This is a genomic window from Thermanaerovibrio acidaminovorans DSM 6589 (assembly GCF_000024905.1).
Classification (GTDB): Bacteria; Synergistota; Synergistia; order Synergistales; family Synergistaceae; genus Thermanaerovibrio; species Thermanaerovibrio acidaminovorans.
The window spans coordinates 1,036,930-1,063,666 of the sequence record NC_013522.1; the positions used below are offsets into that span (position 1 = coordinate 1,036,930).

Below are 26,737 nucleotides of genomic sequence, written 5' to 3' on the forward strand. Positions count from 1 at the left end.
CCCTAGTCCAGATGCCGCTTCTCCTTAACCAGCTCGTAGGCCTCCACCAGGTCCCCCTCCTTGAAGTCCTGGAAGTTCTGGAAGCTCAAGCCGCACTCGTAACCGGCGCTGACCTCCCGCACGTCGTCCTTGAACCTCTTGAGGGTGGAGAGGGCTCCCTCCCAGATGACAACCCCATCCCTGATGAGGCGCACCTTGGCGTTCCTCCTTATGAGACCCTCCTGTACGTAACAGCCCGCTATCTTGCCCACCTTGGGGACCTTGAAGACCGCCCTTATCTCCGCCTGACCCAGGGTGCTCTCCCGTATGGTGGGGGCCAGCATGCCCTCCAGGGCGGCCTTAACGTCGTCCAGCACGTCGTAGATTATGTTGTAGAGCCTTATCTGGACCCCCTCGGCCTCCGCCAGCTTCTTGGCGTTGGCGTCAGGCCTGACGTTGAAGCCTATTATTATGGCGTTAGAGGCGGAGGCCAGCATCACGTCGCTCTCGGATATCCGACCTACCCCCTCGTGGACGATGTTGATCCCCACCTCATCGGAGCTCATCTTCATTATGGAGGACCGGAAGGCCTCCACGGACCCCTGGACGTCGCACTTGAGCACCAGGTTAAGCTGAGGCAGCGCGCTCCCCTGCTGCATCCTCTCGTAGAGCTCCTCCAGGGTGAACCGGGACTCGCGCCTCTGATCAAACCCCCGCCTGTCCTGGAGCTGCCTTTCGTGAAGCTCCCGGGCCTCCCGCTCGTCCGCCACCCGCTCGAAAACCTCGCCGGGCTGGGGGACCGACTCGAAGCCCAGGATCTCCACCGGGGTGCTGGGACCAGCCTCATCCACGAACTTACCCCGATGGTCCAGCATGGCCCTTATCTTGCCCCAGGTGGAGGCGGTCCTTATCACGTGCCCCCGCCGAAGGGTCCCATCCTGGACTATCACGGTGGCCACCGGCCCCTTGCCCTTGTCCAGGTTGGCCTCCACCACGGTGCCCCGGGGCTCCGCGGACGGATCCGCCTTCAGCTCCTCCATGTCCGCCACCAGCAGCACCATCTCCAGAAGCTGATCGACCCCCAACCCGGATTTGGCGGCCACCTCCACCATGACCGTGTCTCCCCCCCACTCCTCGGGCACCAGGCCATGGTCCGAGAGCTGCTGCCTCACCCGGTCCGGGCGGGCCTCGGGCTTGTCCACCTTGTTTATGGCCACTATTATGGGCACCCCCGCCGCCTTGGCATGGTTCAACGCCTCCAGCGTCTGGGGCATCACACCATCATCGGCGGCCACCACCAGGATGGCTATGTCGGTCACCTTGGCCCCCCGGGCCCTCATGGCGGTGAAGGCCTCATGCCCAGGGGTGTCCAGGAAGACTATTCGCCTGCCCTCGTAATCCACCACCGAGGCACCGATGTGCTGAGTTATGCCCCCCGCCTCCTTGTCCGCCACCCGGGTCTTCCTTATGAAGTCCAGCAGGGTGGTCTTGCCGTGGTCCACGTGCCCCATTACGGTGACTATGGGAGGACGAGAGACCGGACCGGTGGACTCCCGCTTGGCCCCCTTGTCCTTCTTGCCCTTGGCCTTGACAGCTTTGGGCTGCTTGTCACGCCCATCCTGTCCATCCCCCCGAGACGGGACTCCCTCCGCCGGAGCCTCCTCCGCCACGAACTCCACCCCGAAGTGCCTGGAGAGGATGGACAGGATCTTATCGTCCGCCGGCGCCGATGCGGGGGCCATGAGCCCCGCCTCCACCAGCACCTTGACCACCCCGCCGGGGGTCTGCCCCAGCGCCTTGGCCACATCCCCCACGCTACAGCCGGTACGATAGGGCACCCGCTTGAGCCCCGTCTCGGCAACCCCATTGGATGATCCCCTCACCGCATCCTCCACCATCTGGGCCACGTCCGCATCTATGGAGCTCATGTGGGTCTTCACCTCAACCCCAAGGTCCTTCAGGACCTCCATCAGCTCTCCGTTCGACTTGCCTAGCATCTTGGCCAGCTCATATACCCTTATCTTGCTCAAGCCCATCACTCTCCCCTTTTAAAAGCCCCCAAATGGACCTCCCCATGGGATCCGAAGCGGGGAACGCCACCACGTTCACCGCCCGGGACCCAAGGGCCAAGCCCAGATCCGCACCGCTAACACCTGCGAGCCTATGGGTCACACAGCCCAAAGCGCTCATCTTTGCTGCCAGCCGCTCCGGGCAGTCCTGGGACAGCAGAACCACCCAGTCCCCCGGGGAGGACAAGACGTGACGCCTCACCCTATCCTGCCCGAAGACCACGACCCCCCTCCTCCGCATCAGGCCCAGAAGCCCGGCTATACGACGAAGGTCAGCCATCCCCTTCCACTTCAGCCTCCCTCAAAAGAGCCCCTATCTCCTCCATTACCTCCGGGGGAACCTCCACCCGAAGGGCCCTGGACAGGGACCTCTTCTTGGCCGCCATGGCAAGGCACGAGGGGGAGGGACATATGTAGGCCCCCCGGCCGGGCATCTTGCCGGTCCTGTCCAACGAAACCCGCCCATCGGGGGTCCTCACCACCCTTATGAGCCCCCTCTTGGGCATCTCGGCGCCGCACCCCACGCAACGCCGGGGACGGCGTCTACGCTCCTCCGGCAAGCCTAGCCCCTCTCCCCGTCGGCCCCGGCTATTATGTCCTCAAACAGGTCCTTCAGGGTGGGAAGCCGCTCGGGCTCCAGGACCTTTATGTCTATCTTCCAGCCGGTGAGCCTGGCGGCCAACCGGACGTTCTGCCCCGCCTTGCCTATGGCAAGCGAGAGCTGATCGGGCCTCACGAAGACCCTCAAGGCCCTCTCCTGATCCAGCAGGGGCTCCACCTTCACCACCTTGGCGGGGGAGAGGGCGTTCTTCACGTAAGCTATGGGGTCGCTGCTCCAAACTATGACATCAACCCGCTCCCCACCCAGCTCGTCCATCACGGACTTTATCCTGGTCCCCTTGGGACCCACACAGGCCCCAACGGGATCCACGTTGGAGTCCAGGGACTGGACCGCCACCTTCGACCTGCCGCCCGCCTCCCGGACCACGTTCTTTATCTCGATTATGCCGTCCCGGATCTCCGGCACCTCCAGCTCGAACAGCTTGCGCAACAGCCCCGGATGGGTCCTGGACACCACGATCCTGGGCCCCTTGGTGGTCTGCCGCACATCCAAAAGGAAGAACTTGTAACGGTCCCCCACCCGATAGGCCTCCCCCAGCACCCGCTCCTCCCGGGGAAGGATGGCCTCGGTCCTGTCGTTGAGCCGCACCAGGATCTGGTCCCCCTCCACCTTGAAGATGGTGCCCTGGACCAGATCACCGGTCCTGTCCGCGAACTCCTCGAATATTATCTGCCGCTCCGCGTCCTTCAGACGCTGTATTATCACCTGCCTGGCGGTCTGGGCAGCGATCCGGCCGAAGTTCTCGGGGAACACCTCTATCCGGATCACATCCCCCTCCTCCACGTCGCCGAAACCCATGCGATGGGCCTCCTCCACCGATATCTCCGTGTCCGGACAGGTGACCTCCCTCACCACCTGCTTGACCTCCGACAAGAATATCTCACCGTTTTCGAAGTCGATGAAGACCTCGACGTTCTGATTACCCCCCTTGAACTTACGGTAGGCGGACACCAGCGCAGCCTCGAGGCTAGAGGATATGACGTCCAACGACAACCCCTTCTCCGCCTCGAGCTGCTTGAGGGCCTTACCGAACTCCCTTCCCAGTATCATCTAGAATCCCCCGTTTCTACTTAAACTTACCTAAGAATCAACCACAAAGCCGCGGGTTCTTGAGATCACCCCAGGGGCAGACCAGTTCCTCCCCCTCATGGACCAGCCGAACCATGCCGTCATCGAAAACGTCATCTATGAAATAGGTCCTCTTCTTGCCCTTCCCGGTGGAGACCCTTATCTTGCTCCCCTTGAATCGCCTGAAGTCGTCCAGGCTCAGCAGGGGCCTGTTGGGGCCCGGCGAGGAGACCTCCAGGTAGTACCTGCCCTTGAGGAAACCCTCCCCCTCCCCGTCAAGCAGCTCCCCCACCTTGCGGGACACCGCCTCGCAGTCCCCATGACCTATGGGGGCATCGGGGGAATCTATGGTGACCCTCACCACCTGCCCACCCAGGTCCCTAACCAACTTGACCTCAACGCATATGTACCCAAGATCCTCCACCAGCCGGCGGATCCGATCCTTAAACGCGAAAGCCATCGATGCGGACACCCCAATCACCCCTCCGCACACCAAGTTCATACAAAAAACGAAGAGTGGGAACGAAACCCACTCTCCACGAAGGCCTATCTCTCCAGCCACCCTAAGATTTCTCCCTTAGTCTAATTATATTACACCACCCCAACGGAGAAAAGACCCCTAGAGGTTCATGTCCGAGGTGAAGTCCGACCACCAATCATCCAGGCCCATGACGAAGTCGTCCTCCGGGAGGGACTCCAGCGCGTCCTCCCCGAACACGTCCAGTTCCAGATCCGGCAACATTAGAATGCCGTCCTTGTAGACGTCCTCGAAATCCTCCGGAACGTGGAAGACCCTCACGGATAACCACCTCACTCAAGCCAGTAGTTGGGAGCCTCCTTGGTTATTGTAACATCATGGGGGTGGTTCTCCTTAACCGAGGCGGCGGTTATCTTTATGAACCGGCTCCTGGTCTGCAATGTCCTTATGTCCGGGGCACCCACGTAACCCATGCCTGCCCTTATGCCCCCCGCCATCTGGTACACCACCGAAGACAGGGGCCCCTTGTAGGGCACCAGCCCCTCTATGCCCTCGGGCACCAGCTTGTCCTCCACGGTCCCCTCCTGGAAGTACCGGTCCTTACTGCAGCCCTCCTTCATGGCCCCCAGGGATCCCATGCCCCTGTAGCTCTTGAAGGACCGTCCCCGGGAGATGACCACCTCACCGGGGCTCTCCTCGGTTCCCGCCAGGAGGGAACCTATCATCACCACGTCCGCCCCGGCGGCAAGGGCCTTCACTATGTCCCCCGAGTAGCGGATGCCCCCGTCAGCTATCACCATCCTGCCCATCTGATGGGCCACCCGAGCCACGTTCATTATGGCCGCCACCTGAGGCACCCCTATGCCCGCCACCACCCGGGTGGTACATATGGAGCCGGGCCCTATTCCAACCTTCACCGCGTCGGCCCCGGCGTCGATGAGGTCCCGGGCCGCCTCGCCGGTGGCTATGTTACCCCCCACTATCTGAAGCTCCGGATAGCGGCTCCTCAGCTCCCTCACGGTGTTCAAAACCGCCACCGAGTGGCCATGGGCGGTGTCCACCACTATCAGGTCCACCCCGGCCTTCACAAGCGCCTCCGCCCTGGCCAGAGAGTCGCTGCCAACCCCTATCGCGGCCCCAACCCTAAGACGGCCATGCTCGTCCTTGGCGGCGTTGGGGAACTCCTTGGCCTTCTGGATGTCCTTTATGGTGATAAGCCCCTTGAGCTTCCCCTCCCCGTCAACTATGGGGAGCTTCTCTATCTTGTGCCTCATCAGTATGTCCTTGGCGTCGTCCAGGGTGGTTCCCACCGGGGCGGTCACCAGCCCATCCTTGGTCATCACCTCCGATATGGCCTGACCGTAGTCGGTGACAAACCGAAGGTCCCGGTTGGTTATTATCCCCACCAGCCTCAGCTTTTCGTCCACGATGGGAACGCCGGAGATGTGATAGTGGGACATGAGGTCCACCGCGTCCTGTATCTTGTCCTGCGGGTAGAGGTAGAAGGGATCAACGATGACCCCCGACTCGGACCTCTTAACCTTGTCAACCTCCGCCGCCTGCCTATCTATCGGCATGTTCCGGTGGATCACCCCCATTCCACCCTCCCGGGCCATGGCTATGGCCAGGCGGCTCTCGGTCACCGTGTCCATGGCGGCGCTGACTATGGGGATGTTGAGACCTATCTTGGGGGTCAATTGGCTCCTGAGGTCCACCTGATAGGGCAACACCTCGCTGTAGGCCGGCTCCAGAAGCACATCATCGAACGTGAACCCCTCGTAGCCAACGAAACGATCCTCAAAACTCATAAACCCACCTCCAAAGGTTATAAAAAAAAGCTGGGCCTCACTTCCCGCCCACCTTCTTGACGTGACCTATCACCTCCACCAGGACGTTGGCTATCCCCTGGGCCTTGAACCCCAGCATCTCCGCCGCCGCCTTGGATACGTCAAGGATCCTGCCCTTGTGCTCCCTGAAACGATCCACCACCCGGACCACTATGGTCTTGCCGGTAGCGGGGTTCTTTATCCTCAGCAACGTCCCGAAGGGCAGATCCTTGGCGGCCGCCACCAGCTCGTTGCCGGTGTAGACCTCCCCGTTGGAGAACCGGCGCCCCACGAAGGACTCCCCCCCGTACCAGGATATCTTGCCGGTGGCCACACTCCCACCCCTAAGGCGGAACCTGGAGTCCCCCTCCGCCACCGCCCCGCAAGAGGCCCCCAGCACGTCGTAGATCCTGGAGAGCACCAACAGGGCGGTGACCCTAGGGGGCAACCGGAGCAACCCCGAGTCCTCGGATAAGAAGGTTATCACCCCACAGCTCCCCACCATCAGGGACCACCCCCCCTGGGACTCCACCACCTTGAGGTCCGACAGGCTGAACCCCCGGGCCAGGGCAACGTTCAGCTCCTCCGCCGCCGCCATGGCCTTGTCCCCCAGCGACGGCGGGAATCGCCACAGCTCCTCCCCAAAGAGGCGCCACACGAGCCCACTACCCTCCTCCTCCACCACCGAGGGCCCCACCGCCCACCCCAGGGCGGGCAGAAGCCCCAAGAGGATCCATACCCCCGCTAAGACCTTCGCAAGGTGGCCACCGCGTGACACACTATGCTCTCCCCTCTGCCCACGGATCCCACGTGTTCCCCGGATTTTACCTTAACATTGACCACTTTTAAACCCCCAAGTGCCCGGGAAATTGACGATCTTATCCGAGGAATCCAACTTGAAAGTTTGGGAACCTGCGCATTTATCGTCACGTCCACCCACTGGATCTGGAAACCCCCTTGGACCACCCGACGATAGGCCTCCGCCAGGAGATCCAGACTGTAGGCCCCCTTGTAGCGGTCGTCCGAGGCGGGGAATAGGGTCCCTATGTCGGGCTCCCCTGCGGCCCCCAGGATGGCGTCCGCCACCGCGTGACAGACCGCGTCCGCATCTGAGTGCCCCTGCAGCCCCAGATTGGCCCCCTCTATCTCAAGTCCCCCCAGGATAAGGGGCCTGCCGGGCACCAAGGGGTGAACATCGTACCCGTGACCGCATCTGTACTCCACCGGCTCCACCAAGGCCCTGGCCACCTCCCAATCCAGCTGATCCGTCACCTTGAAGGCCCGCCTGTCTCCCTCCACCCAGCCGATCCTCCGTCCGGAGGCCAGCCAGGCCTCCGCCTCGTCGGTGAACTTCCCGCCCTGCGATAGGACCTCCATCAGCTGAAGACGGGGAAAGGCCTGGGGGGTCTGGGTCAGCATGAGCCCCGACCGATCCAGCGACCCCACCACCTCTCCATCGGACATGGCTCGGACCGAGTCATGACACCCTATCAAGGGGACCGCGGAGCCCCTCTCCTCCGCCCGTCTGATCAGCCGGAGGCAAAGGTCCAGGGAGACGAGGGGCCGGGCCGCATCGTGAACCAGGACCATCTCCCCCCGGGCCTGGGCGATACCCCTTATGACCGAGTCCTGCCTCCTCAAACCTCCGGCCACCACACTAAACCCCATGGGGGCAAGGGGCCCCTCCCACTCTTCAAGAATGGCCTCCAACGGATGGGAATGGGGAACCACCAGGACGAAATCGCCCACCAGGCCCTCCCGCCAAAGCTGGCGGGCCACCTCCGCGCTCCAGGCCCACACGGGACGCCCCCCCAGTAACCTGAACTGCTTGGGCTCCCCCCCCAGGCGGCTTCCCGATCCGGCGGCGACGCAAACAAAGGACCAGCGCAAGGGCCCTACCTCCTCACCCGGGCAAAGATCATACGTCCCGCCGAGGTCTGGAGCATGGAGGTAACCACCACCTCCACCCGGCTCCCTATGTACCGCTGGCCGTCCTCCACCACGATCATGGTGCCGTCCTCCAGGTAGCCAACCCCCTGGTTGGGCTCCTTGCCCTCCCTTATAACGTCCACCCGGATGCTCTCCCCGGGCAACAACATGGGCTTCAAGGCGTTGGATAGGTCGTTCACGTTGAGGACCCGAACCCCCTCTATCTGGGCTATCTTGTTCAGGTTGTAATCGGTGGTCAGGACCCACCCCCCCATCGACTTGGCCAGGGCCACGATGGCCTCGTCCACCACGTCCCTACCCAGGTCTTTCATGGGCACATCCAGTATCCTCATGTCCTCCCCCAGGTCCTTCTGCATCTGGTTCACCACGTCCAGCCCCCTACGACCCCGGGCCCTCTTTATTGGGTCCGAGCTGTCCGCCACCCCCTGAAGCTCCGATAACACGAACCTGGGCAGGATGAGGGGCCCCTCGATGAAGCCGGTGGAGACGATGTCCGATATCCTGCCATCTATCAGTATGCTGGTGTCCAGCACCTTCGGGACCCTGAACCCGAAACCATCCGCCTTGCCGGAGGTGGATGCCTCCTGATGCGCCTTCCTGCCCTTAAAGGAGATCTTGCCCTTAAGGGAACCCGCGGCGGAGAACAGGGTCCAGACGTCATCCCTCCTCCTGAGCAATAGCCTAACCCCCAGATAACCCAACACCACGTTGAGGAGCACCGCCAGGTAGATCCCTATCACCGGGATCCTCGCCAGGGGAAGGGCGATCAGGTTCGCCAGGAGCAAGCCCAGGGTCAGCCCCACCAGGGCGATCAATATCTCGTGAAACCCTATCCCCTGAAGGTTGGACTCGAAGATCTGTCCAACCTTTCCAAGCCCCATCCAGAAGAGGGGGGTCACCGCGAAACCCACCAGGGCGAAGGCGGATATCAAAACCACCGTCCACGCCACCGGATGGGCCGATAGATGAGCCCCCACCACACCCCCCTCGTGCATGGCGAACAACCCAAGTTGATACCCAACTACCCCTCCGAGCATGGTAAGGAGGAGCCTTATTACCCCCCTCATCATCCTGAACATCCCTAGACCCTCCAAAAATTAATAATTAAACTAAAGATAAAACCGAGGCGGAGATCACATGCCCCGCCTGCCCTCCAACGCCAACTTCAGGGTGGCGCTGTCGGCGAAACCTATGCTGCCCCCAACGGGCAGACCGGAGGAGAGCCTGGAGACCTTGACCGGCAGGTCGTCCAGGGCCTCCTTCACCGCCAGGGCGGTCAGCTCCCCCTCAACGCTTGGGGCCAGGGCCAGGATAACCTCCTGAACCCCCCCTCTCTCCACCCTATCGCGCAGTGAGGCCAACGCCTCCGACGGTATATCCTCCCCGTCCAGGGGGGAGTACCTGCCCCCCAGGACGTGGTACCTTCCGTTGAAGATCCGGTGCCTCTCCATGGCCACGCAGTCCTCCTGGGACTCCACCACGCAGATTACCTCCCGGTCACGAGCCGGATCTGAACATATGGGGCACAGGTCCCCCTCCGCCAGGCCCCCACACACGCTACAGGGCCTGACGGACCAACGGGCCTCCCGGATGGCCCGGGACAGATCCTCCACCCAATCCTTGGGCTGCCCCAGGATGAAGAAGGCGAACCGCCGGGCCCCCTTCTCACCCACCCCGGGCAACCTCTTCAGCTTCTCGATCAGGCCATCTACCGACGGTATGCCTACCCCCGCCAACTAGAACCCCCCAAGACCCAGGCCGCCGGTCAACATGCTCATCCGTTCGGAGGCGAAATCCCGGCTCCGACGCACAGCCTCGTTGACCGCCGAGGTAACCAGGTCCTCCAACATCTCCGGGTCCTCCGGGTCTATCACCTCCGGGGATATCTTTATGGACACCAGATCCCCCTGGCCGTTCACCCGGGCCACCACCATGCCCCCCCCGGAGGAGCCCTCGTGCTCCATCTTGGCCAGCTCCTCCTGCAGGGTGGCCATTTGGGCCTGCATCTTCTGGGCCTGCTTCAAAAGCTTGTCTATCTTCACGTCAAAGATCCCCCTCCGAAATCGAAATGTCCAACCGGATCACAACAACCGGTTCTAACCCTCCCGCCGCCTGCCGAACCGCTCGGCCATCACCAGAAGCACGAACAGCGGTAGCCTCATGACCCGCCGGATCCGCCAGGGCTCCTGGATGACCCGGTAGAGCCACTCGAGCCCCATCCTCTGCCACCCCTTGGGCGCCCTCTTGAGGCGACCGGATATCACATCCAGGCTTCCACCAACCCCTATACCGACCACCCCTCTCAAAGGAGGGGCATCCCCCTTCAAAAGGTCCTCTAGCCAGATCTCCTGCCTGGGAACCCCAAGGCCCACCACCAGAACCCTGGCCCCGGAGGACTTTATTGCCTCCACCACCGACGGCTCCTCCTCCTTAGAAAAGTAGCCGTCCCGGGCGCCAACCACATTAAGCCCCCGGTGCCTTGCGCTCAGCTTGCGGGCCGCCTCCTCCGCCACCCCGGGGAGACCCCCTAGGAGGTAAACTCCCCACCCCTCGGCGGCGGCCAACCTGGAGAGGTGATCCACGAACTCCACCCCCGGAAGCCGCTCCACGATGGGGGTCCCCAGGAACCTCAGGCCCTCCATGAGCCCCTTCCCATCGGGTAGGACGAAGTCCGCCCGGTTCAGCGCCTTCCGGTAGGTCCCATCCTCCCTGGACCTCAAGGCACCTAGGGCGTCCAGGGTACAGATCAGGCAGTTCTCGCCCCCCGCCACCATGGCCCGTATCCGGCCCAACACGTAGTTGAGCGACACGTTGTCCACGAAGACATCGAAGATCCTTGGCCTGCGCTGATGTCTTACGCCCTCTCCCCCCTGGAAGAAGACCAGGAAGCAGGTGAAGACCAGCATGATCCCCGATGACATCAGCACCCCCAACTGAAGGTAGCTGGCGGACCGCTGGGCGGAGAAGCCCATCATGCCAAAGGCAAGGCAGACGGTGGTAACCAGATACACCGCCTTGGGGTGATCCATCCCCCGGTTCATCAACGCCCTGTAGAGGGTAACGTTCCCCAGCTCCCGCCGCATGAGTACCGCCCCGGTTATCCTTAGAGACGTCTCCGCCAGGGGCACCAGGAAGAGCCCCACTGGGGCCATGAAGAGCACCGAGAAGGCGAGCCCCTTGGAGACCCCGAGGACCGACAGGCCCCCGAACAGGACCCCCCATAGGGCCGCCATGTGCTCCCCCAGGCGACCGTAAACGTGAAGGTACCTGCTCCAGAAGGCCACAATGATCACCAGCCCCCCAAGGGACGCGTAGGTAACCTCGTTCCACCCGGAGGAAGCGGTGAGGACCCCCAGGGTCATCATCCCCCACCCCACCAACAGGAGCTGCCCCCCCAGGCCCGGTATCTGGTCCACCTCCTGGAAGATGAGGGGGAACAGGGAGTACCACATGGCAGAAAGGAGCACCGCCACCCCCTCGGGCAGGAAGAGGAACACATCCCCCGGCATGCCAAGAAACCCGATCCTGGGCCCCCACAGAGCCAGGGCTAACCCAAGAAGCAGGAAGAGGGGCCTAAGATCGAAGGACCTCTGCACCTTCTGGCAGAAACCGAGGAAGAACCCCCCCATGGCAGCCACGATCACCCACTTCAAGAGCCCGTTTCCAGACCAGAGCCCCATCATGGCCCAGGACCCAAGGACCACTATGTCCTTCACATAGTAGTACTGGTCCCTGGCCAGGTGCCCCTTGAAGAACCGCTGGATCAGGACCCCAACCATCCCCACGGCGGCTATGAGGAGCAGGCTCCAGAACGCGTCTTGGCCGGACAAACCTAGCCCGCTCCTAGCGCTTAACCGGGGGGGTTATCTCCCTCACACCCCCCATGTAGGGGACCAGGGCCTCGGGGATCTCTATGGACCCGTCCTCCCGCTGGAAGTTCTCCACTATGGCCAAGAGGCAGCGCCCAACCGCTATGCCGGAACCGTTCAGGGTGTGAACGAATCGGGGTCTGCCCCCCTCCTTGGGGCGATACCGGGTGTTCATCCTCCTGGCCTGGAAATCCTCGCAGTTGCTGCAGGAGCTTATCTCCCGGTAGCAACCCTGGGAGGGCAGCCAGACCTCGATGTCGTAGGTCTTGCTGGAGGCGAAGCCCATGTCGCCGGTGCACAGGCACACCACTCGGTACGGCAGGCCCAACCCCTTCAGAACCGACTCAGCAGAGGCGGTGAGGCTCTCCAGCTCATCGTAGCTCTCCTCCGGCCGGCATATCTTAACCAGCTCCACCTTGGGGAACTGATGAACCCGCAGCATCCCCTTCACATCCCTGCCGTAGCTTCCCGCCTCCCGCCTGAAGCAGGGGGTGTGGGCGGTGTAATGCAGGGGCAGGGAGTCCTCGTCCAGGATCTCCCCCGAGTGCAGGTTGGTCAGGGGCACCTCCGCGGTGGGGATGAGCCAAAGATCGTCGTTGGCGCACCGGTAGAGGTCTTCGGAGAACTTGGGAAGCTGTCCGGTGCCGGTCATGGTGGCGCTGCTGACCAGGAACGGGGGGGAGACCTCAATGAAGCCGTTGGAGGTGTGTAGGTCCAGCATGTACTGCACCAGGGCCCTCTCCAACCGGGCCCCAAGGCCCTTCAGCACCACGAAGCGGCTCTCCGCCAGCCTGACCGCCCGCTCGAAGTCCATGATCCCCAAGATCTCGCCGATCTCCCAGTGCGGCCTGGGCTCGAAATCGAACCGCCGGGGCTCACCCCAGGTGCGGACCACCGGGTTGGAGGTCTCGTCCTCCCCCACCGGAACGGTGGAGTGGGGCCTGTTGGGCATCCTAAGCATCAGGTCGTCCAGCTCCCCCTGGACAGAGCCCAGCTCCGCCTCCAGCTGGGAAACCCGGTCCCCCAGGGAGCGCATATCCTCCATGAGGGCGGAGGCGTCCTCCCCCCGGCGCTTCATCTCCCCCACCCGCTTGGACCCCTCGTTCCTCCGGGCCTTTATCTCCTCCACCTCGCCCAGGATCTGCCTCCGCCGCTCGTCCAGCTCCAGGAGCCTGTCCAGGGGAAAGTCGGACCTCCTATTCCGGAGGTACTCCCTGGCGGCCTCCACGTTATCCCTCACCCACTTGATGTCCATCATGGCTAGCTACTCCTCCCCTTCCCCACGATCCTTCCTTATCTGCTCCAAGAGCCTTGCCATCTCAAGGGCGGTGAGGGCCGCCTCGGCCCCCTTGTTGCCCGCCTTGCTGCCCGCCCGGATCAGGGCCTGCTCCAGGTTGTCGCAGGTGAGCACCCCGAACGCCACCGGCACCCGGTGCTCCAACCCCACGGAGGCTATGCCCTTGCTGGTCTCGGCGGACACATAGTCGAAGTGGGGGGTGTCCCCCCGGATCACCGCTCCAAGCGCCACGATGCCATCGTACTTGCCGGTGAGGGCTATCTCCTTGACCACCAAGGGGATCTCCCAGGCCCCGGGGACCCAGAAAACGTCCACATCCTGATGCCTCACATCGTGCCTCAAGAGCGCATCCTTGGCCCCGTCTAGGAGCCGAGAGGAGATCAGCTCGTTGAACCGGGAGACCACGATGGCGAACCTCAAACCGCTACCTACCAGCTTGCCTGAGTAAGTCCTCAAATCGATCCCTCCAAAGGGGTTAGTATCGACACAGAAGCTAAAGATGCAGATGGTGCCCCAACTTGCAGGACTTGGTCTTGAGATACCTCTCGTTGTACGGGTTTGGCGCCACCTCTATGGGGACCCTCTCCAGGATCTTGAGCCCGTAGCCCTCGAGGCCCACGATCTTACGGGGGTTGTTGGTGAGCAGCCGGATCTCCTTGAGCCCCAGGTCCGCCAGGATCTGGGCGCCAACCCCGTAGTCCCGTAGATCCGCCTCGTACCCTAAGGCCTCGTTGGCCTCCACGGTGTCAAGCCCCTTCTCCTGAAGCTCGTAGGCCTTCAGCTTCGGCAGGAGCCCTATCCCCCTGCCCTCCTGTCTCATGTAGAGGAGGACCCCCGTCCCCTCCCGCTCTATCATCTCCATGGCCCTATGAAGCTGGGGACCGCAATCGCAACGGAGAGATCCCAGGATGTCACCGGTGAAACACTCGGAGTGAACCCGGACCAGAACCCCCGATCGACCCTGAACGTCCCCCTTGACCAGGGCTATGTGAAGCTTGTCCGGGTCCTCATCCAACACGAACCGGTACGCGATGGCCCTGAAGTCCCCGTAGGCGGTTGGGAGGTGCACCTCCGCCTCCCGCACAACCAGTTTCTCCCGGCGGCTCCGATAGGCTATCAGGTCCTCGATGGATATTATCTTCAACCCATGCTCCTTGGCGAACTCCACCAAGTCCGGGAGCCTGGCCATGGATCCATCGTCCTTCATGATCTCGCATATGACCCCTGCGGGGCGCAACCCCGCATACCTGGCCAGGTCCACCGCCGCCTCGGTGTGACCAGCCCTCTTCAGCACCCCACCCCGTCGGGCTATGAGGGGGAAGAGGTGCCCCGGCCGCCTGAAATCCTCGGGTCTGGACTCCGGATCCGCCAGCAGCCTGGCGGTCAGGGCCCTCTCCTCGGCGGATATGCCAGTGGTGGTCCCCTCCCGAGCGTCCACGCTCACCGTGAAGGCGGTCTCGTGAAGGTCCGTGTTGTGGCTGACCATGGGGTTCAGCTCCAGCCTCCTGGCGATCTCCTGGTCCACCGGAGCGCATATCAGCCCCCGGCCGTACCGGGCCATGAAGTTTATGTGCTCCCCCTGACAGAACTGGGCGGCCATTAGAAGGTCCCCCTCGTTCTCCCGCTGGGCGTCGTCCACCACTATGACCATCCCGCCCCGGGATATAACCTCTATCGCGTCCTCTATGGAGCTGAGGACCTGCCTCATCTCATCGGTCATCAGTAACGCCCCCCAACGTCCCAACCATGTCTCGCCAACATCTCCAGGGTTATGCCCTCCCTTCCAAGGGATCCCTCCGACGAATCCCCATTGAAGACGGTGCCCAGGAGCCTCAAGACGTATTTGCCTATTATATCCCCCTCAAGGTTAACCGGATCCCCCACTCTAAGCCCCCCCAGGGAGGTGCGCATCAAGGTCTCGGGGATCAGCCCCACCGAGAAGGCCTCCTCAAGGGCGTCTATCACCGTGAGGCTCACCCCGTCGATGGCCACGGATCCCTTGGGGACCACCAGGGGGGCGAAGTCCCGGGGGATCGAGATCCACAGCTTTGGGGATTCCCCACCCATCTCCCAACGACTCACGGTGCCCACGCAGTCCACGTGCCCCTGGACCAGGTGCCCATCCAGCCGACCGTTGACCCTCATGGCGAGCTCCAGGTTGACCTTACTGCCCCCCCTCAGAGCCCCCAGCTTGGTTCGACCCACGGTCTCCTCCATCATCTGGGCGCTGAAGGCCCCGCCCCCCACCTTTACGGCGGTGAGACAAACGCCGCAGACCGCCACCGAGTCCCCAGGCCGGACCTCCGCCAGGAAACCATGGGGGGCCCCGATGGAAATCTCCCACACCCCCCCGGTCCTCCTATTGGACAAGACTGTGCCAACCGCTCCTACAAGGCCGGTGAACACGCAAGACACCCCTCCAACCAAATGTCGTTCCCCGCCCGCCGGATGGAGTGATCCCGGATATGGACCCGGTTCTCCATTCCCTCTATCTCAAAGGATTCGCAGAGCTGCAAACCCCTACCCAGGATGGAGGGGGAGATGAAGAGGGACACCATGTCCCCAAGGCACCGGTCCACGAAGGCTCCCAGCACCCTAGGGCCCCCCTCCACCAGAAGGGAGTTGACCCCCATCCCCCCCAGGGCGGAAAGCACCGAGGCCAGGTCCAGAAGTCCTCCCTGGCTAGGGACAGGACAAACCTGGACACCCATATCCCGGAGGGCTTCCACCCTGTCCTTAGGCGCATCGGTGGAGGTGAAGACGATCCGCTCACCGTCCTTGAGGGCCTTGGCATCCAGGGGCACCCTAAGCCCCCCGTCCAGGATCACCTTCTTTGGTGAGTCACCATCCACCGACCGTACGTTGAGCGCCGGATCATCGTTGATCACCGTGTTTATCCCCACCAGGATCGCGTCGTGCTCGGCCCTCAACAGATGGGCCTTCTGCCGGGCTAACGGGCCGGTTATCCACTTGCTCTTGCCGTTCTCCAGGCAGGTGGTGCCGTCCACCGACAGGGCCCCCTTCAGGGTCACCCAGGGACGCCCCAGGGTCATCCTCCTGATGAAACCCCGGTTCTCCCACCGGCATCGATCCTCCATCACCGGGCCAACCACCTCCACACCCCCGGAGGCCAGGATCTCCAGACCACGACCGTTCACCTTCGGGTTGGGGTCCATCATGCCGTAGACCACCCGACGAATCCCCGCCTCCACCAACCTAGGGGCACAGGGGGGGGTCTTCCCGTGATGGGAGCAGGGCTCAAGGGTGACGTAGGCGGTGGCCCCCTGGGCCCGATCCCCCGCCATGGTCAGCGCCTCCACCTCCGCGTGAGGCCCCCCGTACCTCTTGTGGTAGCCCCACCCCACCACCTGACCGTCCTTCACGATCACGCACCCCACCTTAGGGTTGGGACTCACCGCGGTCCCCCCCCTAATTGCCAGGCTAAGGGCCATCCTCATGAAGTAGCCGTGAGCTCTCTCCTCTCCCCGGGTCATCTGGTTCCGTTCCTCCACCTTCGTCAAATATCTTCCTCCTTAAGGTGATCCGATATCCTCTTGGCCAGCCTCTCCCCGATGCCCCGCATGGATGCCAGCTCATCCAAGCTAGCGGAAGCCACGTTCCTCACGCTCCCGAAGCGGGATAGCAGCTGGGAGGCCTTCGCCTTCCCAACCCCTGGGATATCCTCAAGCCTGGTCCGCCTCATCCTGCGGCCTCGCCGGTCCCGGTGGGAGGAGACCGCAAACCGGTGAGCCTCGTCCCTCACCATCTGAAGCATCCGGAGGGCCCCATCGGACCTGTCCAGCCGGAGAGGGTCAACCCGCCCCGGCAAATATATCTCCTCCTCTCCCTTGGCAAGGGACGCCATCGGCACGTTAACCCCCATATCATCCAAGGCCCTAAGGGCGAACTCCAACTGGACCCTTCCTCCATCTATGAGGATCAGGTTGGGCATAAGATCCCCAGAGCCTGACCCGGTGAACCTTCGCCTCATAACCTGCTCCAGGGCCCTGAAGTCGTCCCCCAAGGTACCTTCGATGTTGTACCTCCTGTAGAGGGCCTTGTTGGGACGCCCCTGCTCGAAGACCACCCGGGAGCCAACCGTGTCGGATCCAAGGTGGTGGGAGATGTCGTACCCCTCGATCCTCCAGGGGAGCTGGGGCAATTTTAGCCTCTCCTGAAGGGCCCACAGCATGGGGAGCGGGTCCTCGTCCCCCACCTGGGCCATCGGGGCCTGCCTGCCCACCCTCCAGATGGCCCGGATCATGTCCCTTATATGGGCCGCCTCCTCGAAGGCAAGCCTATTATACGCCGCATCCTCCATCCTACGCTTCAGCCGTTCCACCAGGTCTGCCCCCCTGCCCTGGAGGAGCATCACCGCCTCCGCCACCATCCGTCGGTAGGTCCCCTCATCGCAGAGCCCAGCGCAGGGGGCAAGACACTTGCCTATGGCGTGGTATATGCAGGGCCTCCTGTCGTAAGGGGGCTCTATGGGGAAGGAACACTTCCTCAAGGGGAAGAACCGGTCCAACAGCCTGAGCAGCTCCCGAAGCTCCCTCACCTTCACGTAGGGTCCGATGAAGAGCCCTTCCCCCTTCCTGACCCGGGTGACCATGACCCGGGGGAACCGCTCCTGGGTGACCCTTATGTAGGGATACCGCTCGGACATCTTGAGCTCCACGTTGAAGAAGGGCTTCAGCTGCCTTATCAGCCTGGCCTCCAGGATCAGCGCCTCCGCCTCGGTGGCGGTCCTCATGACCGAGATGTCGTGGACCGTCTCCACCAGCTTCCTAAGCCTGGGGGAGGCGAAGTTCCCGTGCCTAAAGTAGGACATGACCCGGCGCCTCAAGGCCTTGGCCTTGCCCACGTATATCACGTTGCCGTCCCGATCCCTCATTATGTACACCCCGGGCCTCTCCGGCAGGGATCTGACATGCTTCATGAGGGCCTCATCCGCCATTTGGACCTCTCCCCTAAGGATACCTTTGGATACCCTTTGCTTCTTTCCGTAACCTGATATAGGATAGCACAGCAGCCCCAGAGGCAAGGGAGGTATGGCTTTTGGCCTTTGAAGTGTATAACGATCTCACCAACCGGAAGGAACCCTTCGTCCCCCTCGAGGAGGGGAAGGTGAGGTTTTACGTCTGCGGCCCCACGGTCTACGACTACTTCCACATAGGGAACGCCAGGCCCTTCATCGTCTTCGACGTTATGAGGCGGTACCTGGAGCACCTGGGCTACCAGGTTACCTACGTCCAGAACTTCACCGACATCGACGACAAGATGATCAAGAGGGCCCAGGAGATGGGAATCACGGTCAAGGAGCTGGCGGACCGGTTCATCGAGGCCTACTACCAGGACGCGGACGCCCTTGGGATCCGGAGGGCAACGGTGAACCCCAAGGCCACGGAGGAGATCCCCCACATAATAGAGCTCATAGAGCTCCTGATCCAGAAGGGGCACGCCTACCAGATCGATGGGGACGTCTATTTCGACGTGATGAGCTACCCCCCCTACGGGAAGCTCATCAAGCAGGACCTGGAGGAGCTCCAGTCCGGCGCAAGGGTGGAGGTGGACCCCCGGAAGAGGCACCCCTTGGACTTCGCCCTCTGGAAGGCCCAGAAGCCCGGGGAGCCCGCCTGGGATAGCCCCTGGGGGCCCGGAAGGCCCGGATGGCACATCGAGTGCAGCGCCATGTGCCGGCACCACCTGGGGGACACCATAGACTTCCACGGGGGGGGCTGCGACCTGGTCTTCCCCCACCACGAGAACGAGATAGCCCAGTCCGAGGCGGCCACCGGCAAGCCCTTCGTCCGCTACTGGGTCCACAATGGTTACCTCATGATCGACAAGGAGAAGATGTCCAAGTCCCTGGGCAACTTCATGACCGCCAGGGACCTGATGAAGAGGTTCCCCCCCCTGGTCATAAGGCTCTTCATGCTGTCCGCCCACTACAGGTCCCCCATAAACTTCTCGGAGGAGAACCTGCGCCAGGCCCAGGCGGCCCTGGAGAGGTTGCGGAACGGCTGGGCCCAGATCCGCTTCGCCCTGGACAACCCGCCGCCGTCCACCTCCGAGTCGAGGGAGCTCCGGGAGCAGATAGCCCGGTATCGCGATGACTTCCACCGGGCCATGGACGACGACCTGAACACCGCCGAGGCCCTTGGGGCGGTCTTCAGCCTCATAAGGGCCACCAACTCACACCTGTCCCGTGGGGACTCCCCGGACCTGGCGGCCCTGGAGGAGGCGTCCAACTTCCTGCGGGACGTGGACCGCATCATGGGGGTCATCGGCATCGATGAGGACCAGCTGGACCGAGATGTGGAGGCCCTGATCGAGGAGAGGAACGCGGCCCGGAAGGCCCGGGATTTCGCCAAGGCGGACGCCATAAGGGATAGGCTCTCCTCCATGGGCATAGTCCTGGAGGACACCCCCCAGGGGACCCGCTGGAAGAGGTCCGGGGCATAAAACCTAAACCCTTCCCAATGAAGCCGGGGGCAGCCCACGCTGCCCCCGGTCTCTTCTGGCCGCCGGCCAACCGGCTCAGCTCTTGTAGTCTATGCCGCTTATCTTGTCCAGCTTGTCCAGCTGATGAATGGCCTCCACGTACCGTATGGTGCCGCTCTTGGAGCGCATCACCATGGAGGTGGTCTTTATCTTATCCCCCTGGTACTTGACCCCCTTCAGGAACTCCCCATCGGTTACCCCCGTGGCGGCGAAGAAGACGTTGTCGCTGGCCACCAGGTCGTCCAAGGTGAGCACCCGGCTGAGATCCATACCCAGCTCCCTGCACCGGGCCGCCTCCTCGTCGTTCCTGGGCCAGAGCCTGCACTGCATGTTGCCCCCAACGCACTTTATGGCGCAGGCGCTTATGACCGCCTCCGGGGAACCCCCTATGCCAAGCAGGAGGTCTATCCCGCTGTCGTCCTTGCAGGTCATGAGGGCCCCCGCCACGTCACCGTCCCGGATCAGCCTTATGCGGGCCTTCATCCCCCTTATCCGCCTTATCAGGTCCTCGTGCCTGGGGCGATCCAGCACCACCACCGTAACGTCCTCCACGGACTTGTGAAGCGCCGCCGCCACCTTCCTTATGTTCTCCTCCACCGGCGCCTCTATGTCTATCGCATGGGCCGCCTCGGGACCGGTGGCGATCTTGTCCATGTAGAAGATGTGCCTGGGATCGTACAGGGTGCCCTTCTCCGCCACCGCCACCACGCTGACCGCGTTGGGCTGACCCTCGGCGCAGAGCCTGGTGCCGTCTATGGGGTCCACCGCTATGTCCACCTCCGGGGGCTCCCCGCTCCCCAGCCTCTCCCCGTTGAAGAGCATGGGGGCCTCATCCTTCTCCCCCTCGCCTATCACAACGACCCCATCCATGTGGACCGTGTTGAGCATGTAGCGCATGGCGTCCACCGCCGCCTTGTCGGCGCCGTTCTTGTCCCCCCTGCCCATCCAGCGACCCGCCGCCATGGCGGCCGCCTCGGTGGCCCGCACCAACTCCAACGCCATGTTCCTCTCCGGAGCAGACAACCCAAGCACCTCCTTACAAGCTTACGGCTCCTCGGAGCCGCCGATCTCGGGGAAACGGGAGAAGATCTCCTCCACGTGTCTGGTGAAGAAGTCCATCTGGAAGAGCTCCCCCAGTTCCTCCCTGGGAACACCCTCTAGCCTCTCGTCCGCCGCCAACAGGTCCAAAAGACGACCCTGCCCCTCCCAGCACCTCATGGCGTTATCCTGAACGATGGCGTAGGCCTCCTCCCGGGAAAGGTTCAGCCTCTCCACCAGGAACAGGAGGACCCTGCCGCTGAAGAGCAGTCCCCCGGTGAGGTCCATGTTGTCCCTCATCCTGGCCACGTCCACGTGGAGCCCCTCGAGCACCCTCCTGGCGCACCGGATCATGTAGTGGGCCAGATGGAACGCATCGGGCCATATTACCCTCTCGGCGGAGGAGTGGCTTATGTCCCTCTCGTGCCAGAGAGCTATGTTCTCCATGGCGGTCAAGGCGTAGGACCTCAGCAACCGGGCCATGCCGCAGATCCTCTCGCAGATTATGGGGTTCTTCTTGTGGGGCATGGCGCTGGAACCCTTCTGTCCCTTCTTGAAGGGCTCCATAGCCTCCAGCACCTCGGTCCGCTGAAGGTGCCGTATCTCCAGCGCAAGCCTCTCAAGTCCCCCGCCCATTATGGCCATGGCGGACAGGAGGGCACAGTGCCTGTCCCGCTGGATTATCTGGTTGGAGACCGGATCCCGCCTAAGCCCCAGGGCGGCACAAACCTTGGCCTCTATGTGGGGAGGACAGTTGGCGTAGGTACCCACCGCACCGGAGATCTTGCCAACCCTCATCTCCTCCGCCGCGACCTTCAACCGATCCAGGTCCCTCCTGAGCTGGGCGTAGTGGTTGAGGAGCTTGAGGCCGAAGGTCATGGGCTCCGCATGCACCCCGTGGGTCCTACCCGCGCAGGGAGTGAACTTGTGCTCCGCCGCCAACCGGCCCAGCACCGACAAGAGCCCCTCCAACTCCCGGGTCAACACCTCCGAAGCCCTGGTGAGCAACAGGGACGAGGCGGTGTCCACCACGTCGCTGCTGGTGAGCCCCAGATGCACGTAGCGGCCGCTGGGACCTATCCGCTCCGCCACGGCGCTGACGAAGGCTATCACGTCGTGCTGAGTCCTCTCCTCGATCTCCCGGATCCTATCCACGTCGAAACCCGCTCTGGACTCTATGGCCTCCAGGTCCTCCCGGGGGATGGCCCCCTCCTCCGCCCAGGCCCTACAGGCCGCCAACTCCACCTCGAGCCAGGCACCGAAACGGCTCTCGTCGGACCATATCCTTCGCATCTCCTCGGTCTCATACCTTGGTATCAAATTCCACCACTCCCCCGTAATTCACTTGAAAGCCGAATCAATCCTGGGACCTGACCTTGGACCTCCTGACCCCCTTGCGGGAGCTCCCCTTGGGGGAGATCTCCGGATCCGGGGCCCCCTCCATGGGTGGACATGGGATCGATACGTAGCCCATCAGCTCTCCCTCCCAGAGACACGGTATCACCTCCCCGGGACGGTCGATGACCTCGTCCGCCTGGTGAAACCTAACGTCCAGACCGTTGGCCCGGAACCGATCAACCAAAGATCGCCCCACCGATGCCCACCGGCATATCTCCCGGGCGGACTGGCTGTCGCAGGATACGTCCTCTATTAGGTAGATCTGGTCGCAAAGCTGGCGCATCATGAGCACCATATCCTCCGACAGGCTAACCACCTCTTCGCCCGAGTCCACCGCCTGGGACAGCCTCTCCACCAGGGAGGGGAGGGAGCCGAAGACCCGCTCCGCCTCCTGGTTCAGCCGACCCTTACCCCGGCTGAAGAGGGGGAGCGGGACCCCCCACCAGGGGGGAAGGTCCTCCCAACCAGGGCGGTTGGACGGCAGCTCCACCCAGAAGACCCGAAGCGACGACGAGTCGGGCCCCTGCCCCCTCCTGGACTCGAAGCGGGAGATGACCTCCGAAACCGGCATGGCGTCGTCCGCCTCGATGAGGGGCACCAGCTCATCCTTGTGAATCAGCAGGTCCCCGACGGATCCCCGGTGCCCCAGGTAATCGGCACCGGAGCGGAAGATCTCCCTGATGGCCTCCCGGAGGGTGAAGGTCATCTATCGCCGCCCCCCAGTAGGTCCTCCACGAAGTCATCGGGGGAGAAGGGGGCCATGTCGTCTATCCCCTCCCCTATCCCCACGTAGAGGACCGGCACCTTGAGCTCCGACGAGAGGGCCAAGACCGCCCCCCCCTTGGCGGTGTGGTCGAACTTAGTGAGCACCACCCCCCTAAGGGGCATGGCGCCGTTGAAGGACCTGGCCTGGGATATGGCGTTCTGCCCCGTTATGGCGTCGAGAACCAACAGGGGGAATATGTCCTCCTCCCCCACGTCCCGCCTGGCCACCCGGTAGATCTTGGCCAGCTCCTCCATCAGGTTGTGCTTGGTGTGAAGGCGCCCCGCTGTGTCGGCTATGACTATCCCGCCGGTGGACTTGACGGACTGGATGGCATCGTAGACCACCGCCGCCGAGTCGCCTCCGGGATCCTGGGCCACCACCCGAACGCCCGCCCTGGCCCCCCAGACCTTGAGCTGATCTATTGCGGCGGCCCGAAAGGTGTCCGCCGCGGCCAGGACCACGTTGTTACCCTGCCCCTTAAGCAGCTTGGCCAGCTTGGCGGCGGTGGTGGTCTTGCCGCTGCCGTTGACCCCTATGAGCAGGATCAGCCCCACCGGCCCGTTGAAGGAGAGCCCCTTGGACGCCCCCCCCAGGCCCTCACCCAGCATGTCCTTGAGCATCTGGCCGAAGCGCTCCTTTAGTTCCGTGGCGTTGGAAAGCCGCTTCTCCTGGGCGTGCCGCTTCAGATCCGACACCAGCCTCTCCGCCAGGGCAACCCCCACGTCTCCGGCTATAAGGTGCTCCTCCAGCCGCTCGAAAAATTCATCGGTTATGGGCTCATCGGAGAAGATGTTCCGAAGGCCGTACTCCCAGCGGCTCTTTACGTCCCGTACCTTATCGAAGACCTTCTTGAGAAAACCGATCAACTGGCCTCCCCCTCCCCAGCTGGCTTCTTCCTGTTTCGTCGTCCCCTCCACCTTCTCTTCCCCGAGGGCTTCCTCTCCCCCTCCGCCTTGGGCTCCTCCTTGGGATGCCCTGAGGGGACCTCGGCCTCGCTCTCAGAGGAATCCGCCTCCACTCGGTCGGTCCCCTTGGGCTTCTTGCGCCGCCTCCTCCGGCGACTGGACCCCTTGGGGACCTGATCAACCGGCGCGTCCTCCTGGACCTCCTTGGGCTCCTCCAGGCGAACTTCCATCGACCCCGGGAGATCCCCAAATTGCAGCGAGCAGGCCCCACAGTGGGGCTCCTCCGCGGAGACGGGAGGTACCCAATCCTCCCCCCGCATCACCGTCTCCTTGAACTGGTCGAACAGGTGCACCGGCACCAGCAGCTCCGGCCCCCCGGGGAAGGAGCAACGGACCGCGGACCTCTTGAGGTCCACCCCCACTATCACGTAGTTCCCCTTGGGGGTCTTGACCTTGGAGCCCGGGTTAGGCAGGTGCTCCCAGAGCTCCCGGTAGGCCCTGTGCTCAAAGCTCATGCAACACATGAGCCGGCCGCAGAGGCCGGATATCTTGGTGGGGTTGAGGGCCAGGTTCTGCTCCTTGACCATCTTTATGCATATGGGGGCAAACTGGTGGAGCCAGTAGCTACAACAGCAGGGCCTCCCGCATGGGGCCAGCCCCCTTATTATCTTGGCCTCATCCCGGACCCCCACCTGACGAAGCTCTATCCGGGTCCTGAACTCCTTGGCCAGGTCCTTGACCAGGGCCCGGAAGTCCACCCGCTGTTCCGCGGTGAAATAGAAGAAGAGCTTGTTGCGGTTCGGCAGGTACTCCGCGTCTATTATCTTCATCGGGAGACAATGGGAGCTCAGGATATCCCGGGCCCTCCGCAGTGCCGACTCGTCCTCCTCCGGGGTCGGCAGGCCGCTTTGGTCCTCCAGGGGGGAGATGAACTCCAGATCCATCACCAGGGGCTCGGATCTGACCCCGTCCCCCATGTCCTGGTTGGAGCGCATCACCCGGAGCTCCTCCTCCTTCTCGGGGGATATGACCCCCAGCACCAGGGCCACCTCCTCTCCCCGGGGGGAGAATACCATTATCCGGTCCCCCTTGGAGAGGGGTACCGATTCATCCTCAAGGCCGAAGATCCCCAGGTATCGGGGCTTTCCAAGTACAGCAAGATATCTAGGCAAGATCCAATCCCTCCTCAAGGGTCAAGAAGGCCATGTCGGCCGCCATGCTTGTCGAAAGGGGGCAGGTGGACAGGACCTCCATCACCCGAGAGATCCGCTGGGCCTCGTCGAAGCGCCCCTGGGAGACAAGGAAGCCCACCCAGCCGTTCATCTCGTCCCGGAGGGCCACGAGATCCACCCTGCCCCCGGGAGAAGAACAGCGCCGCAACAGGTCCCCCCACCCCTCCCCCACAGGGGGTGGGGCCGGCGACCGGTGCTCAAGGGGCAATAGGTTGAAAACCGCCAACCTGCTCCTCAGGGTCGGGATCAGGTTGTCCCTCTCAGCCAGGAGCACCATCTTGGCCCGGGGAGGGGGCTCCTCGGTGAGCTTGAGGAGGCTGTTGGCCGCCGGCAGGGAAAGCCTGTCGGCGGACAGGATTACCCCCACCCGGAAGGTCCTCCTCACCGGCACCATGGACAGCTCCAAAGCCAGGGCCCGGCACTCCTCTATGCCCGGCGGTGAACCTGGCTGGCCGGCAAACAGGAGATCCTCCTCCCCGGCACCCGGATCCCCCCAAAGGGAACGGGCCACCATCGCCGCCAGCTCCCGCTGCACCACCTCCGGGGCGAGGAAGCAGAGGCTATGACACCGGTCCGCCTCCGCCATCTTCAGAAACCGGTTCCACTCGGCGCTCTGACTCAGGACAGTATGGAGATCAAGCACCCCTTTATCTCCTCCATCAACTCCAGGACCCTGGCCCGGTCCCCCTCCCGGAGAATCAGCTCCTCCAGCTCGTCCAGGGCGGACTCGGTCCTCTCTATCAGGACGAACATGGTCCTCTCGGACCGCCTCCACTTGAAATCCCTCTTCAAAGCCAGGGAGCGGCGGACCATCTCTATTGCTACCCCTATGAGCTGCCGGTATCGCCTAAGGACCGATATGGAGGGGTGCTTGGACAGGCTCTCTCCAAGGGCGCTTATCTCCCTTATGAGGTTGGCCCGCTCCACCTCCTCCATAGCCTCCATGAAACTGGGGGGCTCAACCCTCGAGTCCGCCCTAGGGCGCCCCCCTCCTCGGCCCCCCAGCGATATGCCCTCATTACCGGGGCTCTTCTTCCCCCGGCCGTCCACCTTCATGGACAAAGTAGCCTCACCAACTCCCCCTTGATAAGCTCGAACACCCGCTCAGGGCTCCCATCGGCGGGCACCCTCCTTATGCGGGAGGGATCCCTCTCCCAGAGGACCCGGTAACCGTCCCTCACCCGGGCGAAGAAGTCCATGCCCCGGCTCTCTATGGCGTCCATCCCTCCCCGAGAGGACAGCCGAAGGGCCGCCTCCTCCGGGCCCAGATCCAGCCAGATGGTCACATCCGGCCGGGGCAACGCCAGGACGGAGGATATGCGGTCCAAATCCTCAAGCCCAAGCCCGGAGCCAAAGGCCTGATAGGCCAGGGTGGAGTCCTGATACCTCTCGCATATCACCACCCGGCCCTCCTCCAGGGCGGGGCCTATGACCCGTGCACAGTGCTCACACCGGTCCGCCAGGAAGAGCAACGTTTCCGTGTAGGGACCCTGCCAGCCCCCCTTGAGCAACATCTCCCTAATCCCATCGTCCCCCCAGCCACCGGGCTCCCGGGTCCAAAGCACCCGCCTCCCCAGCTGGTCCCCTATCCAGGAGGCCAGTTTGGAGGCCTGGGTGGTCTTCCCCGAACCGTCTACCCCCTCTATGGTTACGAACAATCCCCTGGGCACGGTCATCCTCCCATCATTTTAACCCTAAAGGCCTAAAAAATAAGCCCCTTTCCTGGCTGGAAGGGG

General features: G+C 63.1%; 27 protein-coding genes and 1 pseudogene. 1 reads left to right on the forward strand and 27 read right to left on the reverse strand.

Annotated elements, in window-relative coordinates; all coding sequences use genetic code 11:
• Positions 1-2: 2 nt before the first annotated feature.
• The 19 genes and pseudogenes from infB to TACI_RS05195 all read right to left on the reverse strand — a co-directional run bounded on the left by infB (position 3) and on the right by TACI_RS05195 (position 18,115).
• Positions 3-2,015: a translation initiation factor IF-2 gene (gene infB / locus TACI_RS05105; protein ID WP_278007105.1), complete on the reverse strand. Its 2,013-nt coding sequence runs from the start codon at positions 2,013-2,015 to the stop codon at positions 3-5.
• The gene (locus TACI_RS05110) at positions 1,987-2,328 is read right to left on the reverse strand and encodes a 50S ribosomal protein L7ae (protein ID WP_164925166.1); all 342 of its coding nucleotides are present in this window, start codon (positions 2,326-2,328) and stop codon (positions 1,987-1,989) included. The genes infB and TACI_RS05110 overlap by 29 nt, the downstream gene beginning before the upstream one ends.
• A complete protein-coding gene (gene rnpM, locus TACI_RS05115) occupies positions 2,321-2,608 on the reverse strand; it encodes an RNase P modulator RnpM (RefSeq protein ID WP_012869742.1) in 288 nt (95 codons plus the stop codon). The genes TACI_RS05110 and rnpM overlap by 8 nt, the downstream gene beginning before the upstream one ends.
• A 2-nt stretch (positions 2,609-2,610) precedes the next feature.
• Positions 2,611-3,720, reverse strand: coding sequence for a transcription termination factor NusA (gene nusA / locus TACI_RS05120; RefSeq protein ID WP_012869743.1), 1,110 nt, complete (start codon positions 3,718-3,720; stop codon positions 2,611-2,613).
• Between the two features lie 37 nt (positions 3,721-3,757).
• Positions 3,758-4,198: a ribosome maturation factor RimP gene (locus TACI_RS05125; protein WP_242601065.1), complete on the reverse strand. Its 441-nt coding sequence runs from the start codon at positions 4,196-4,198 to the stop codon at positions 3,758-3,760.
• A 159-nt stretch (positions 4,199-4,357) separates the two neighbouring features.
• Positions 4,358-4,537 carry a hypothetical protein gene (locus TACI_RS05130; RefSeq protein ID WP_012869745.1) on the reverse strand — a complete coding sequence of 60 codons (180 nt, stop codon included), beginning with the start codon at positions 4,535-4,537 and terminating at the stop codon, positions 4,358-4,360.
• A gap of 11 nt (positions 4,538-4,548) precedes the next feature.
• Complete coding sequence (guaB, locus tag TACI_RS05135) at positions 4,549-6,024, reverse strand: IMP dehydrogenase (RefSeq protein WP_012869746.1); 1,476 nt, start codon at positions 6,022-6,024, stop codon at positions 4,549-4,551.
• A 37-nt stretch (positions 6,025-6,061) separates the two neighbouring features.
• A complete protein-coding gene (locus TACI_RS05140) occupies positions 6,062-6,769 on the reverse strand; it encodes a septal ring lytic transglycosylase RlpA family protein (RefSeq protein WP_012869747.1) in 708 nt (235 codons plus the stop codon).
• 17 nt (positions 6,770-6,786) lie between these two features.
• Positions 6,787-7,932 carry a 2-C-methyl-D-erythritol 2,4-cyclodiphosphate synthase gene (gene ispF / locus TACI_RS05145; protein WP_012869748.1) on the reverse strand — a complete coding sequence of 382 codons (1,146 nt, stop codon included), beginning with the start codon at positions 7,930-7,932 and terminating at the stop codon, positions 6,787-6,789.
• A gap of 5 nt (positions 7,933-7,937) precedes the next feature.
• Positions 7,938-9,071 (reverse strand): PIN/TRAM domain-containing protein, encoded by a 1,134-nt coding sequence (locus tag TACI_RS05150; RefSeq protein ID WP_012869749.1) that lies wholly within the window; start codon positions 9,069-9,071, stop codon positions 7,938-7,940.
• Between the two features lie 54 nt (positions 9,072-9,125).
• Positions 9,126-9,728 (reverse strand): recombination mediator RecR, encoded by a 603-nt coding sequence (gene recR / locus TACI_RS05155; RefSeq protein ID WP_012869750.1) that lies wholly within the window; start codon positions 9,726-9,728, stop codon positions 9,126-9,128.
• Positions 9,729-10,046: pseudogene (locus tag TACI_RS05160) on the reverse strand (YbaB/EbfC family nucleoid-associated protein); the annotation flags it as partial.
• Positions 10,047-10,088: 42 nt separating this feature from the next.
• Positions 10,089-11,822 (reverse strand): WecB/TagA/CpsF family glycosyltransferase, encoded by a 1,734-nt coding sequence (locus TACI_RS05165; RefSeq protein WP_012869752.1) that lies wholly within the window; start codon positions 11,820-11,822, stop codon positions 10,089-10,091.
• 13 nt (positions 11,823-11,835) lie between these two features.
• Positions 11,836-13,119, reverse strand: coding sequence for a serine--tRNA ligase (gene serS, locus TACI_RS05170; RefSeq protein ID WP_012869753.1), 1,284 nt, complete (start codon positions 13,117-13,119; stop codon positions 11,836-11,838).
• A gap of 6 nt (positions 13,120-13,125) precedes the next feature.
• Positions 13,126-13,614, reverse strand: a complete 489-nt coding sequence (ribH, locus tag TACI_RS05175) for a 6,7-dimethyl-8-ribityllumazine synthase (RefSeq protein WP_012869754.1) — start codon at positions 13,612-13,614, stop codon at positions 13,126-13,128.
• Positions 13,615-13,651: 37 nt separating this feature from the next.
• Positions 13,652-14,878, reverse strand: coding sequence for a bifunctional 3,4-dihydroxy-2-butanone-4-phosphate synthase/GTP cyclohydrolase II (locus tag TACI_RS05180; RefSeq protein WP_012869755.1), 1,227 nt, complete (start codon positions 14,876-14,878; stop codon positions 13,652-13,654).
• Positions 14,878-15,504 (reverse strand): riboflavin synthase, encoded by a 627-nt coding sequence (locus TACI_RS05185; protein WP_012869756.1) that lies wholly within the window; start codon positions 15,502-15,504, stop codon positions 14,878-14,880. The genes TACI_RS05180 and TACI_RS05185 overlap by 1 nt, the downstream gene beginning before the upstream one ends.
• A gap of 41 nt (positions 15,505-15,545) precedes the next feature.
• Positions 15,546-16,670 (reverse strand): bifunctional diaminohydroxyphosphoribosylaminopyrimidine deaminase/5-amino-6-(5-phosphoribosylamino)uracil reductase RibD, encoded by a 1,125-nt coding sequence (gene ribD / locus TACI_RS05190; protein ID WP_242601194.1) that lies wholly within the window; start codon positions 16,668-16,670, stop codon positions 15,546-15,548.
• A gap of 5 nt (positions 16,671-16,675) precedes the next feature.
• Positions 16,676-18,115: an excinuclease ABC subunit UvrC gene (locus TACI_RS05195; RefSeq protein WP_012869758.1), complete on the reverse strand. Its 1,440-nt coding sequence runs from the start codon at positions 18,113-18,115 to the stop codon at positions 16,676-16,678.
• A 101-nt stretch (positions 18,116-18,216) separates the two neighbouring features.
• Here TACI_RS05195 and cysS point away from each other — a divergent pair, with 101 nt between their 5' ends.
• Positions 18,217-19,623 carry a cysteine--tRNA ligase gene (gene cysS, locus TACI_RS05200; RefSeq protein ID WP_012869759.1) on the forward strand — a complete coding sequence of 469 codons (1,407 nt, stop codon included), beginning with the start codon at positions 18,217-18,219 and terminating at the stop codon, positions 19,621-19,623.
• A 75-nt stretch (positions 19,624-19,698) separates the two neighbouring features.
• On the opposite strand, the gene glpX is transcribed toward cysS, so the two are convergent.
• The 8 genes from glpX to tmk are packed head-to-tail and all read right to left on the reverse strand — an operon-like array spanning position 19,699 to position 26,677.
• Positions 19,699-20,685 carry a class II fructose-bisphosphatase gene (glpX, locus tag TACI_RS05205; protein WP_012869760.1) on the reverse strand — a complete coding sequence of 329 codons (987 nt, stop codon included), beginning with the start codon at positions 20,683-20,685 and terminating at the stop codon, positions 19,699-19,701.
• Between the two features lie 21 nt (positions 20,686-20,706).
• Positions 20,707-22,020, reverse strand: coding sequence for an adenylosuccinate lyase (purB, locus tag TACI_RS05210; protein ID WP_012869761.1), 1,314 nt, complete (start codon positions 22,018-22,020; stop codon positions 20,707-20,709).
• A gap of 37 nt (positions 22,021-22,057) precedes the next feature.
• On the reverse strand, positions 22,058-22,804 hold the full coding sequence (locus tag TACI_RS05215) for a hypothetical protein (RefSeq protein ID WP_012869762.1): 747 nt from the start codon (positions 22,802-22,804) through the stop codon (positions 22,058-22,060).
• Positions 22,801-23,730 (reverse strand): signal recognition particle-docking protein FtsY, encoded by a 930-nt coding sequence (gene ftsY / locus TACI_RS05220; RefSeq protein WP_012869763.1) that lies wholly within the window; start codon positions 23,728-23,730, stop codon positions 22,801-22,803. Before ftsY ends, TACI_RS05215 begins: the two co-directional genes overlap by 4 nt.
• Positions 23,727-24,941: a PSP1 domain-containing protein gene (locus tag TACI_RS09415; RefSeq protein ID WP_012869764.1), complete on the reverse strand. Its 1,215-nt coding sequence runs from the start codon at positions 24,939-24,941 to the stop codon at positions 23,727-23,729. The genes ftsY and TACI_RS09415 overlap by 4 nt, the downstream gene beginning before the upstream one ends.
• A complete protein-coding gene (locus tag TACI_RS05230; protein WP_012869765.1) occupies positions 24,934-25,644 on the reverse strand; it encodes a hypothetical protein in 711 nt (236 codons plus the stop codon). The genes TACI_RS09415 and TACI_RS05230 overlap by 8 nt, the downstream gene beginning before the upstream one ends.
• The gene (locus TACI_RS05235; RefSeq protein ID WP_242601066.1) at positions 25,620-26,057 is read right to left on the reverse strand and encodes a YaaR family protein; all 438 of its coding nucleotides are present in this window, start codon (positions 26,055-26,057) and stop codon (positions 25,620-25,622) included. The genes TACI_RS05230 and TACI_RS05235 overlap by 25 nt, the downstream gene beginning before the upstream one ends.
• Positions 26,054-26,677 (reverse strand): dTMP kinase, encoded by a 624-nt coding sequence (gene tmk, locus TACI_RS05240; RefSeq protein ID WP_242601067.1) that lies wholly within the window; start codon positions 26,675-26,677, stop codon positions 26,054-26,056. Before tmk ends, TACI_RS05235 begins: the two co-directional genes overlap by 4 nt.
• Positions 26,678-26,737 lie beyond the last annotated feature (60 nt).

Bases quoted from the DNA above. Each gene is read 5' to 3' on its own strand.
- infB (WP_278007105.1), bottom strand. From the start codon at position 2,015: ATGGGCTTGAGCAAGATAAGGGTATATGAGCTGGCCAAGATGCTAGGC.
- TACI_RS05110 (WP_164925166.1), bottom strand. From the start codon at position 2,328: ATGGCTGACCTTCGTCGTATAGCCGGGCTTCTGGGCCTGATGCGGAGG.
- nusA (WP_012869743.1), bottom strand. From the start codon at position 3,720: ATGATACTGGGAAGGGAGTTCGGTAAGGCCCTCAAGCAGCTCGAGGCG.
- TACI_RS05125 (WP_242601065.1), bottom strand. From the start codon at position 4,198: ATGGCTTTCGCGTTTAAGGATCGGATCCGCCGGCTGGTGGAGGATCTT.
- guaB (WP_012869746.1), bottom strand. From the start codon at position 6,024: ATGAGTTTTGAGGATCGTTTCGTTGGCTACGAGGGGTTCACGTTCGAT.
- TACI_RS05150 (WP_012869749.1), bottom strand. From the start codon at position 9,071: ATGTTCAGGATGATGAGGGGGGTAATAAGGCTCCTCCTTACCATGCTC.
- serS (WP_012869753.1), bottom strand. From the start codon at position 13,119: ATGATGGACATCAAGTGGGTGAGGGATAACGTGGAGGCCGCCAGGGAG.
- TACI_RS05180 (WP_012869755.1), bottom strand. From the start codon at position 14,878: ATGACCGATGAGATGAGGCAGGTCCTCAGCTCCATAGAGGACGCGATA.
- TACI_RS05195 (WP_012869758.1), bottom strand. From the start codon at position 18,115: ATGGCGGATGAGGCCCTCATGAAGCATGTCAGATCCCTGCCGGAGAGG.
- TACI_RS05215 (WP_012869762.1), bottom strand. From the start codon at position 22,804: ATGACCTTCACCCTCCGGGAGGCCATCAGGGAGATCTTCCGCTCCGGT.
- TACI_RS05235 (WP_242601066.1), bottom strand. From the start codon at position 26,057: ATGAAGGTGGACGGCCGGGGGAAGAAGAGCCCCGGTAATGAGGGCATA.
- tmk (WP_242601067.1), bottom strand. From the start codon at position 26,677: ATGACCGTGCCCAGGGGATTGTTCGTAACCATAGAGGGGGTAGACGGT.